We start from the raw sequence: 11854 nt of genomic DNA on the forward strand, positions 1-11854 counted from the left end.
GACCATCAGCGCTAGGCGTTACTCAAACTCTACACCGATGGTATTGTTCCCGGTACTGGTAAACAGCGCCTTGTTAAAGGTTCTCGCATCGAGCCGATCAAAATCCTTGTACTCTTTTCTGTAAGTATTCGCCCCAGGTGTATAGAGGTAGCTGAAGGAGCTATCGTTGGCGAACACGGTCCAGTCCATATAGTTATGGATATCGACTCCCGCCTTCTGTCCCGCCCGTTCATGCTTCTCGATGTTGTCAAAAAACTTTTGCATATCCCGGGCGACTTTATAGCGATGTCTTCTCGAATCTCCCACCACCGGTCTGAAAGCATCAAAATCGAAAAAGATGACCCGGTATCCGGTAACGGAACTGTTGTCTTTTACGATATCGAGATTCTCAAGCTTGTGGTCAGTCCAGACAATACCATTCTGGTTGAGTTCTCTGATCACCATGTTGATGGTCAGCTCCTCTTTGAGCGATAGATATCGACCACGTTCTGCAATCCGGTCTGCCGCATTGGTCACTGTCACAGGCGATCCATCCTTGTTGACGAATGGTGCACCGTTACTGTGATAGATGGGGGAGGATATGTTTTCATCCCGCGTCAAGGCAAAGCGATGGGTGATCCCAAACTTATCGGTTTTTTTCCAGATCTTGACCTTACCCTCCTGTTTGGCAATACGAAACGGACTCTTGGGTTTGAGTTTTTTCAGGTCCTTCAATATTTGTCGGCCGACGGCTTGATCGGTAATTGTCCGCTCTTTCGAGGGTCTGAGGTTTCCGTTGTTATCGGTTATTCTGACAAATTTGTTGACCAGCTCTTTTGGCCTCGATTTACTCAGATAGACAACTGAATTGGCACCCCCACCAAGCCTCTTGCCGAGCTCCCCTGGCTGGTCACCGGATATCAGCATAGGTTCGGCCACCGGTTGGCCAAAGTCATCGCGCAGGGTTTTTCCATCCGGACCCTTGAGATTGACCCATTCAACGCGTCCGGCATATTCAACATCGGCCTTACGTGAACCGTTAAAGAATTCAGTTATGGTTCCATTGTAGACTCGCTTGGCATTTGGCAAAGCATTCAATGGTGGTTGAGTTTTTGCTATGGCGCCAGTGTTTTGCTTGGCTTTATTGTAACCCTGCGCTTTGCCGCCCGTAGCTGGCACAGGCTGCTTACCCGCATTACCAGGAGCGCCAGCCACCGGCGGTTTTGGGTTTGGGTTTGGGTTTGGGTTTGGCTGTGGTTGCTGGACCTGCTGAACCGGTTTGGCATTGTTATAGCCTTTTGCCTTCTCAGCATTCGCTGGAAATGGCTTGTTGGGATCGACGCCGGGCGGTATGCCGAAGGGAAATCTTGGATCTGGCTTTGCCTGTTGGGCGTTGTTGTAGCCTTTCGCTTTACCATCGTTTGCAGGAAAGGGTTTATTGGGATCGACTCCGGGTGGGATGCCAAAAGGAAACCTGGGATCCGGTTTGGCCTGATTACCCTGTTGTGGATCATCCCCCCAAACACTCTTCGGATTGCCCCCCCAGCCTGGTCTCTGATCGACCGGCGGAGCATCCGCTTTTACCGCCCCATCATCAGCATCGGGTTGTGACACCACCGGTGGTGGACCGATCTTCCGTGTCGGCTTTGCCGGAATGGGAACAGCAGGCTCCCCATTGAAGTCACCCGTATCACTATTGTCATCTGCACTGTCGGCATTGTTGTTGTTATTGTTGCCAAAGTTACCGCGGTTGTCGTTATCGTTGTCTCGACGACGATTGTTTTTGACAGATTGGGGGACACCACTGCCGCTATTGGCGATCAATACCTTTTTAAACAGGGAATATTGATCTACTGATGGCTCGCTTTGCTCAGCCTGATCCAACAGGCCTGATGCGTCAGCCAAATCAATCTTCAGATAGCGATGATCCGCTGACAGCTTTGCCGCAACAGTCGTCGACAAAAGAGAGAGAAGGAGTAGTGATAGCGCTCTCGTAGCTTTAAGCATCGATGGTCACTCCTGATTTTCGCCTACAGAGAGGACTTCATAAACGGCTTCAGATCATCCACATTGGCATGCATGTAGACCTTGAACGAAGCATTGAAGGTTGAGCCGACCGGCTTCTGTAAGGCCTCTTTGATGATATGCTGATCATTGAAGGATTTGTCCGTATCCCATAAATCGGGGCGCCAGACGTAGGTGAATCCCGCTTTGAAATCCTCCCAATCCTTGTTCTTGGTATTCTTCTTGGATGAGCGGACCACCTTCACTGCATGCAGTTGTACATCGATATTCAGATAGATCGGCACATTCGACCAGAGGCCTTCCCTTGGAAATCGATTTTTGAAGACAGTGACTGTCTCCATGCCGGTAAGCGAGTGTGCAATCAAAGGTATCTTACGCAGACTCAGGGTCTCCGAATCATAAAGATCCACCGGCTTCTCATAGGTACAGGGTTCGGTGGATTTTGGTTTATCCGCCAGCGCACAGCTGTCCCACTCATACTGCAACGAACCGATCATCTGCGGTCCGGGCCCCCGCACACCGGAAACCTCGAACTCCCGGGACTGGAAATTTACATTGGTGCCGCTACTCTCCGACATGTCAGCGCCGATGATCTCTTCTGCCGATACATTGATACCTTTGGAGACATCGGAACTTGAACCAAAGCCGATCTCTTTGTTCTTTACCGAGGGTTTCCACAGCACTTCCCGACCGGCATCGAATCTCAAATTGGCCCGGACATGTCCGACGTAGAAGTTGCCATCCGTTGGAAAATCCTTACTCGGGGTCTGGCCGTGGCGCAGACTGAGGGTGGTCTGCTTGTCTGTCTTTACCGCCACATAGAGATCCCCATCCTTCACCCAGGCGCTGACCTCAGGCTTGATGGCCAGATCCAGATATTGAGTTTTAGCCGGATCCTTTGAGGTGTGAAGGTTAAACGATAGCACCTCAACATTATCACCCTTATTGAACTTATACTTGATGGCCTTCTCTCCATTTTCACCATCATAGACATCACCGACTCCCATCCTGCTGGTCACATGGCTGCGTGTGCGATTCACTTGGGGTATCGCCGCGATTCGGCGCCGCTCCCTTTCTGCCGCCTCCGCCTGGCGTTTCTTCTCTTCGATGGCGGCCTGACGCTTCGCTTCCTGCTCTTCGAGAATACGCACATTTTCCGCCATCTGACTCAGGGCAGGCACCAGACCGAGGATGGTCTGGTATGCCTCGGCACTGTATAAGACAAAGGCATCCCCCGCTTGGTGGGCTTTGATCTCATCGATATATTCGGCTCGATTATAAGGCTGAGAGCTTAAGCCCACTTTGCCGTCACGCACGCCAATCTTCAGGTTGGGTCGCACCACGTTGGCCAGGAAGGTATAGGTCTGGCCCTTGTCGATACGCCACTCACCGGTGGGGGAAGTCATACCTTCAGGGCCCAGTTTGACTGGTGAACCCTGGGTAGCCAGCTCATCGATATAGAGATAGCTGTCGTTCATATAGAGATTGTTGATTCGATAGATACCCTCTTTACCTTCCACCTCCGTGGCCATCCAGCCGGACTTTGTATCAGCGGCAGTGCCTTTCGGCTGTTTGAAAACAGTCAGTGCACCCGATTCCGTGGCGGTGAGAAAGGCTGTATCTGAAGTCAGAATCGCAAACGCTTCATTACTGATGTTGTACCACTCAACCAAGGGTGCACGGATCGGCTCCAACTCTTCGATCGCTGCCTGTTCATCGAACGCCTGTTTGACCGGGATATCGTTCTCGACTTCAGGCCCTTTGACGAATTTCGGTGGCGGCAACTCGGCCGGCAGTACCGAACCCTGTTGCTCAGCGGCAGCAGTGCTTGCCGAAGTGGCTGGGGGTAATCCTGCTGAGACGATCATCTCCGGTGTAAGCAACAATCGCTGCTGCTGTTCCGAGTTGGTCCGATACTGGGTGATAATGGTTTCGCCGCCAGCGCCAAAGAACCAGACGAAACCAGGGGTAACCTGCTGCACCATATCCTGACCATCGGGAATGCTGGTGTGGAATGCATATTGGTCGTTCTGCTGATAGAGCACATCGACCTCATACCCGGTCCTGTTTTCAACCACCAGCTGCAGCGGCTTCTGACTCGACTGGACAACTGCGGGGGGTGGTGTTTGCGCCAAAACAACGGCAGACAGGAGAGCCGAGAGTAAAACGGTCAACCGAAGCAATGACCTTTTCGTAAAACCAGTAGCATAATGACCCACGCCTCTATCCATATGGATTCCCCTACTTATTTGTATTGTTCGTTAAAGAGCTTTTGGCAAACAATCAATCACGATTGCGAAAAGTTATTAATCCGGATTTCAGTTTTTTTGAAATTTATCATCCTTTATCCAAGCACTAATTTACCTTTCCTGATAGGGGAATTATCAACTTATTATTAGAGGGATTTACTGGCAGGTGAAATGATTGATTACTCTGAATGAAACTTGAGAATTGACGCTATGGTTTCAGCACTATGAGATCCCTATCTCTAGAGCTAGATGGGCATCCTGAAGTCGAATCGATACACATACTTCTGTATAGTGCCTGCCATAAAAAAAGCGCCTTGATAGGCGCTTTTTTCAGTCGTAACGGGGTGTATTGAATGAGTCCCGGATCAATCGATCTTAAAACGTCCCACCAGCTGTGAAATCTGGTTGGAGATTGTCTGCATCTCCAAACCCGTTGCTTCGGTCTGTGATGTTGAGCTTTTGTTCTGTAGTGACAACGCCCCGACACTCGCGGTATTCCTTTCGATCTCCAGCGACACCACCTCCTGCTCCTCGGCCGCACTGGCAATCTCAACGTTCATATCCCGGATGTCTGCAACCACCCGGGTAATCTCGTCCAGTGCCGTACCCGCCTGAGCGGCCTGATTGAGTGTCTCCACCGCATCGTCACGACGCCCCTCCATCATACCGGCTGTTTTGCGTGCACCCTCCTGCAGGCGTTCGATAATATCGTTGATTTCACGGGTAGAAGATTGGGTACGGCTGGCCAGGGTTCGGACCTCATCGGCAACCACAGCGAAGCCTCTGCCCATTTCACCGGCGCGTGCTGCTTCGATGGCCGCATTCAAGGCCAGTAGATTGGTCTGCTCGGCAATCCCCTTGATGACAGACACCACAACACCAACCTGGGCGGTCTCCTCCTCAAGCGCTTTCATATCGTTACTCGCCTGCTCAACACCCTGGGATAGCGTTTCGATCGCCTGCAGCGTCTGATCGACTACCTGACTGCCATGTTTTGCCTGATCATCGGCGTTTTCCGCCGCTGTCGCGGCGCCCGCTGCACTCGCTGCGACACTTTTCACGGTCGCTGTCATCTCCGTCATGGCGGTTGCCACCTGTCTCATTGCTTCATCCTGTTGATCAGCTGTGGCTTTGGAAGCTTGCGCGACTTCAGCCAGCTCCGCTGAAAAAGAGTTCATCTGTTGGGAGGAGTTTGCGACCTTGCGTACCAGGCTTTGAGTTTCCGAGGCAAACTGATTGAAACCGCTCGCCAACCTCTCCAGCTCAACCCCACCCGCCAACGGCAGACGCTGAGTAAGATCTCCATCTCCGGCGCCGATCAACTCCAGACCATCAGCAACCCGGTTGATACTGCAAATGATGTTACGGCTGATCAGAAAATTCAGCAGCAACCCAATCAACAGCGCCATCACCCCAAGACCGGTACCGGCCATAAAGATATCCGCCACCTCCGTCCTGACGGTTTGCTGGGTAATCGCAGTACGTTCGGTTTCAGCAATAAGCAAAGGTTGCAGACGTTTACGGATATTGCCCCAGCTCTTCTGCACCTTAGCAGTGAACAGCCCTTTTGCCTCATCACGCCTGCCCTCGTCGATATATTTGATGACTGCCAGGGCATTCGGCAGGCATTGCGCCCACAGTTCTGAGATCTCTTTGAGCTTGGCATACCCTGCCGGGTCATCCCTATAGAGTGCGTTGACGGCATGCAGCGCCTGATCGAACTGTTCTCCAGCTTTGGCCGCAACTTTTGCTGGTGGAACCAGACTGGGGACCATCACTTTTTTCGCTGCTGCGATAACGGCCTGGGAGCCCTCAGCCTGCATGGTGCGCAACAGTTCAATGCGTTTTTGATCTTGTTCAATGAAGCTGGTGAAGTGCTGACTGACCTGATCAGTACCGGTGAGCGTGTAGTAGAGTGCAAATATAAAGAGTGCTGACGTGATGCCGGTTACTGCCATCAGTTTTGCCCGAATAGAAAGACCAGTGCCGATCATGGCATACCACCTCCAAGTAAAATAACGATCTCAGACAGGAAACTGTCTATGGCTCTCTAACGGCATGCTGCACCGTATCTTAAGCACGCCATCTTGCTGTAATGATGGAAAAAATCGGAAGAAAAGAGCCAATCATAGAGATTGCAGATCAATGCCCTGGCTATGTTCAAAACATGCCAATGAATCGATTTGCAACAAGAGAGACCGGCATGGATCCGCCTGACGAGCGGTAGAGTTGATTCCCAGAGGATCAGGTTAAAGCGGGATGCTGACCCGGCGACGGCGAGCGAACTCTTGGTCGCCGGGTTCTTCGCAATCAGTAGGAAGTGATCTGTGTAAGATCTAACAGTGTGGTCGTATCGGAATCCAGCGAGTGGGTTAAAACCACATTCAGCAGATTATCCAGACCCAGAGTGACATCCATCGCCACCAGACAAGTGATATCAGCCTCTCCATCGGCAAAGGTGGTCATACAATTACGCTGCTGTAACTGGGTAGAGGGTGTGAATTCAGTCGCCGCATCCACGGCGAACCTCAAATTACCCTCTGCTTGCAGACTGAGCTCTACATCATAAAGGGTACTCCCACCCAGGTGGACACAAGGCAGGTGCAGCTTGCCATTCATGAAGTAGGTCGGTCTGCAGGCCGTTGGGATCTGCGACTCCAGAACCGGACCGACACTTAATAAGGCGCTGTCATCCTCATTGGGTATGGCAGTGACCGTGTTGACATTGTAGGTGACCACATCACCATCCCTGTCCATCACCAGGCCGCCCAACCCTCTACCGGTGGAGACCTGAACCGCATTGGTAAAACCGCCTACCTGCTCAGGAAAGGAGACAAAGTCGGTGATACTGCTTTTCCAACGACCCCAGGTCCAGACACTGCCATCGGACAGAACAGCAGCACTTTGCCGATAACCGGCTGAGATGTCATAGGCACCGGTTAAACCCTCTACCTGTGTCGCACTATTACTGTTCTCGAAGCTACCATTGCCAAGTTGGCCATAGGCGTTTTTACCCCAGGCCCAGATGGTGCCGTCCGCACGCAGGGCCAGGGCGTGATCATAACCGCCATCGATCTGTACAATATCGGTCAGGCCATCGATCTGGGTCAGTTCATCGACCAACACCGAGTATCCCAGGGTCTCGTCATAGGCACTCACCTGCTCCCAGGTCCAGACCGTACCGTCATTTCGCAAAACGTAGGGGTTGTTGAGGGATACTGCAACCGACACAGCATTATTAACCCCATTGATCTGCCTTGGTTCGTCATCGTTGAAGACACTGTTCAAGGCATATTCCCAAAGCGAACCGTCAGCACCCACTGCCGCCATCGGCCAGGGTCCTGCTGCGACATCCACGATATTGCTGAACCCCCTAATCTGGAACGGCATGTAGTGTGTCATTCGACCAAGAACGTTACCCCAGACCCAGACCGTGCCGTCAGACAGTGCTGCAGCTGTCCATGAGTAGAAGTCATCAGTGGAAATGTCGACGATATCGGCGATATCCAGTGCTTTGACAGGTAATGTACTCATCTCGCCAGTGCTGTCTCCCAGTTCGCCATTGCGATTGTCACCCCAACCCCAGGCTGTACCGTCCGAGGCACGTACCACGAACCCCACTTCATTCCCACCTTCCAACAACGGCTTGGCTGCATGGGCCTGACTGAAGATTGAGATCGACAGAATGACCAGGATCCCGCTTACCACATTTTTCCAAGAGAAGACTTTCACTGAATACCTCTGAGTTTGGCTAATCACAAAAAGACCGCACATCAAACAACGGCCATCACAACTATCGGAAACTTAACATTGTTTATTGAGTTTTACAGTTCTATTACTTTTGCAGACTGTTAAGTTGGTCAAATTAAAGGCAAGAAGGATTAGTCAGATTCATCAGGTTTTGGTTCTTGTTACTTAAAGTTCTAATTTTCTCCCTGATACTGTTCAAGAAATCCTCGTGGATGAGTTCGATCAGAACTTCCAGAAAAGAGCCCGCCTGAGAAATTCCCGACCATTTTGCTCAAGTAAGCAGCGCTTCGATGGGGAGTAAATTCCCAATTCCGCTTTCAATTTTACGGCGATTCCTTTACCCTTGATCCGTTCTAGGAACGGGTTTTCTAGGCAAAAAATGTATAACAACAGCTTACGACGCAGTACGACCGCGCCTTCGCAAAATCAAAAAAAACAATAAAGCGTGGCAATTTAGGGACGTCAGGAAACGACCTGCCCCCCCCTTATCAGGCCCCAGGTGCTGCACATCGTGTCAGATGGTAGGTGTAGGCAGCTAAAAAGTGGGTGAGCAACAATGTGGGATCATATTAGAAGTTTGATGGCGGGCTGGAAAAACGCTTTTATCCCTTATTTGCAATGGATCGGCGAACTCAAGGACAAAAAGACGGTTCGGGCCGATCTCATCGCGGGCATAACTGTTGCCCTGGTGCTGGTTCCCCAATCCATGGCCTATGCACAACTGGCCGGTCTGCCGGTCTATTACGGTCTCTACGCCTCCTTCCTGCCGCCGATGATCGCCGCCCTGTTCGGTTCGTCGAGACAACTCGCCACCGGCCCGGTCGCCGTGGTCTCGCTGATGACCGCCGCCGCACTGGAACCCCTGGCCACTTCACCCGACACCTATTTAGCCTACGCCATGCTGCTGGCACTGATGGTTGGCATCTTCCAGATGTTTCTCGGTCTGTTCAAACTCGGTGTGCTGGTGGACTTTCTCTCCCATCCTGTGGTGGTCGGTTTTACCAATGCCGGCGCACTGATTATCGCCACCTCACAACTGGGCAAGGTCTTCGGCGTCTTTGCGGAACGGGCGGAGCACCACTATGAGACTGTCTGGAACACCCTGCTTGCCGCCGCCGAGGGGACCCACGCTCCGACCCTGCTGATGGCGCTGATCGCGTTTGGCATCATGTGGGGAGTCAAGCGCTTCTATCCGGCAATGCCCGGTGTATTGATCGCTGTGGTAGTGACCACGGTACTGGCCTGGACGACCGGTTTTGCCGATGCCGGCGGTAAAGTGGTAGGCACCATCCCGGACGGTCTGCCAAGCTTCTCCATACCGACCTTCGAGGTAACCACCATCTGGTCCCTGATTCCGGCCGCGATCACCATATCCCTGATCGGTTTCATGGAGGCGATCTCCATCGCCAAAGCGATGGCAGCCAGAACCCGACAGCGCCTCAATGCCAATCAGGAGCTGATTGGGCAAGGCTTGTCGAATGTCTTCTCAGGCATGTTTTCCGGCTACCCGGTATCGGGTTCCTTCTCCCGCTCTGCGGTCAACATCAATGCCGGTGCGATCACCGGATTCTCTTCCATCGTCACCGGTGTGGTGGTGATGATCACCCTGATCTTTTTGACCCCGCTGCTCTATCATCTGCCCCAGGCAACACTGGCCGCGGTGATCATCATGGCGGTCATCAATCTGATCAAGATCGACCCGATCATCCATGCCTGGAAAGCCGAGCCACACGATGCGGTGGTTTCGGTGGTCACCTTTGTGCTGACCCTGGCATTCGCCCCACATCTCGACAAAGGCATCATCGTCGGCGTACTGCTCTCTCTGGGACTGTTTCTGTGGCGCACCATGCGTCCACGTTTCGCTCAACTCTCCCGCTACAAGGACGGCACCATGCGGGATATCCGGGTGCGTAAGCTGCAGACCAGCTCGCAGATCTCGGTGGTACGCTTCGATGGCTCGCTCTATTTTGCCAGTGCCGGTTATTTCGAGACCAAAATGCTCGGCGTAGTGGCCGCCAATCCGGATCTCAAATACATCATTCTGGATGGTGAGGGCATCAATCAGATCGATGCCACCGGCGAAGAGGTTCTGCACCATCTCTGGGAGCGACTGCAGGCTCAGGGAATCACCCTGGTGGTCGCCAGAATGAAAAAGCAGTTCATGGATACCATCCGTCGTACCGGTCTGAAAGACAAAATGGGTGATGAGATCTTCTACTCACGGATCGGTCTGGCGCTCAATTATGTCTGGGATCAGCTGGGCGACAGCTACGACCGGAATAGCTGCCCACTCAGGTCACCACTCGCCAGCAGCCGAGCTTGATACCGATGAGCAGGTTCTGCGAATGGCACTTATCTCGAGTGCCATTTTCGCTGGCAGGCTTCCATGCCTAGTCTGATCTACCTGATGCTGACACCCTTTGCCGGTGTCCTGGCAATGCTGTTTCTGCCCAGAGACGGGGTACGCCTGATCCGCTACACCGCCCTGTTTGCCTCTGCAGCGACCCTGCTGCTCGCCTGGTCCTACCTGGGGGCATTCGATCAAAACCAGGCCGGGTTGCAGTTTGTCCATCAGACCGAGTGGAATACCCGTCTCGGCACCACCTTCACACTTGGACTGGACGGCTTCTCCTACCCGATGGTGCTGCTTGCCACCCTATTGAGTTTGGTCGCTCTGCTCGCTTCCAGCGCCATCCGTCAAGGGGTCAAGGGGTACTACATGCTGGTGCTGCTGCTTGAATCAGCCATGCTGGGTGTATTCCTGGCCCAGGACTGGTCCCTTTTCTATGTCTTCTGGGAATTGACCCTGATTCCCCTGTTTTTCCTGATCGACCGATGGGGTGGCAGCAACCGCCACGGGGCAGCGCTCAATTTTGTCCTCTACACCATGGGTGGATCGGTATTCATGCTGATCAGCATCCTGGTGCTGTTCGATTCCGTGCCGGGTCACAGCTTCGCCATGGATGCGATGACCGAGACGAGCCGACTGCTACCCCAACAGACCCAGATATTGATCTTTCTCGGCCTGCTGATCGGTTTTGGGGTGAAAATGCCGATCTTTCCACTCCATGGCTGGTTGCCCCTGGCTCATGTGGAGGCACCCAGTCCGGTATCGATTCTGCTCTCAGGCATTCTGTTGAAGATGGGCTCCTATGGTCTGCTGCGGGCGGCGAGTATGCTGCCGGATGCGGTGATGGCACTGCAGGAGGTACTCGCCATACTCGCCTTCATCAGTCTGATCTACGGTGGCTTGCTCGCCTGGCGGCACAGCGATCTCAAAGCGATGATCGCTTACTCCTCGATCAGCCACATGGGTGTGGTGTTACTGGGCATTGCCGCCCTCAATCTGGCGGGTCTGCACGGTGCACTGATGCAGATGGTGGCACACGGCCTGGTAGCCGGTTCGCTGTTTCTGCTGATCGGATTACTCTATGAAAGAACCCACACCCGCAATGTGATGGACTACAGTTCCCTGGTGCGGGTAATGCCCAGATTTGCCTTCTTTACCACCCTGGCCTTTATCGCTGCAGTATCCCTGCCGGGTACGGCGGGCTTTATCGCGGAACTGAATACCCTGATCGGTGGATTCTCCCGTTGGGGCTGGGCGGCCGCTCTACTGACTCTTGGAGTGCTGCTCAGTGCCGCCTATGCGGTCCGCACCATCAATCAGTTGTTTACCGGGCCAGTTCGTCCGGGGATGCAGAATGTAGAGGATCTGCGCCCTTCGGAACTGATCGCGGCAGCTACTCTGGCAGCCTTTACCCTGCTGCTTGGTTTCCTGCCGGGGCCGGTATTGAGTCTGGTCAACGCCTCCGCATACCAGCTCGCTGAGCTGTTCAGGTTGTGAGGCC

At 53.1% G+C, this 11854-nt stretch carries 6 protein-coding genes; 2 read left to right on the forward strand and 4 right to left on the reverse strand.

The genetic code is table 11. The features are described 5' to 3' along the window. Positions 1–18: 18 nt before the first annotated feature. From AC4IE8_RS20695 to AC4IE8_RS20710, 4 genes are all read right to left on the reverse strand, one after another. A complete protein-coding gene (locus AC4IE8_RS20695) occupies positions 19–1986 on the reverse strand; it encodes a hypothetical protein (protein ID WP_490791929.1) in 1968 nt (655 codons plus the stop codon). A gap of 23 nt (positions 1987–2009) precedes the next feature. Then, positions 2010–4187, reverse strand: a complete 2178-nt coding sequence (locus AC4IE8_RS20700; protein ID WP_490791930.1) for a hypothetical protein — start codon at positions 4185–4187, stop codon at positions 2010–2012. A gap of 431 nt (positions 4188–4618) precedes the next feature. Continuing rightward, positions 4619–6247: a methyl-accepting chemotaxis protein gene (locus AC4IE8_RS20705; RefSeq protein WP_490791931.1), complete on the reverse strand. Its 1629-nt coding sequence runs from the start codon at positions 6245–6247 to the stop codon at positions 4619–4621. A gap of 316 nt (positions 6248–6563) precedes the next feature. Further along, on the reverse strand, positions 6564–7985 hold the full coding sequence (locus tag AC4IE8_RS20710) for an RCC1 domain-containing protein (RefSeq protein WP_490791932.1): 1422 nt from the start codon (positions 7983–7985) through the stop codon (positions 6564–6566). 574 nt (positions 7986–8559) lie between these two features. On the opposite strand from AC4IE8_RS20710, the gene AC4IE8_RS20715 reads away from it, so the two are divergent. Together AC4IE8_RS20715 and AC4IE8_RS20720 are read left to right on the forward strand one after the other, a co-directional pair. Further along, a complete protein-coding gene (locus tag AC4IE8_RS20715) occupies positions 8560–10326 on the forward strand; it encodes a SulP family inorganic anion transporter (protein ID WP_490791933.1) in 1767 nt (588 codons plus the stop codon). 63 nt (positions 10327–10389) lie between these two features. Continuing rightward, positions 10390–11850, forward strand: a complete 1461-nt coding sequence (locus AC4IE8_RS20720; protein WP_068992280.1) for a complex I subunit 4 family protein — start codon at positions 10390–10392, stop codon at positions 11848–11850. Positions 11851–11854 lie beyond the last annotated feature (4 nt).

The sequence above is a fragment of the Candidatus Thiodiazotropha sp. AKAK2 genome (assembly GCF_058244685.1).

Excerpts from the sequence above, each read along its gene's own strand:
- AC4IE8_RS20715 (WP_490791933.1), top strand. The coding sequence starts at position 8,560 with ATGTGGGATCATATTAGAAGTTTGATGGCGGGCTGGAAAAACGCTTTT.
- AC4IE8_RS20705 (WP_490791931.1), bottom strand. The coding sequence starts at position 6,247 with ATGATCGGCACTGGTCTTTCTATTCGGGCAAAACTGATGGCAGTAACC.
- AC4IE8_RS20695 (WP_490791929.1), bottom strand. The coding sequence starts at position 1,986 with ATGCTTAAAGCTACGAGAGCGCTATCACTACTCCTTCTCTCTCTTTTG.
- AC4IE8_RS20720 (WP_068992280.1), top strand. The coding sequence starts at position 10,390 with ATGCCTAGTCTGATCTACCTGATGCTGACACCCTTTGCCGGTGTCCTG.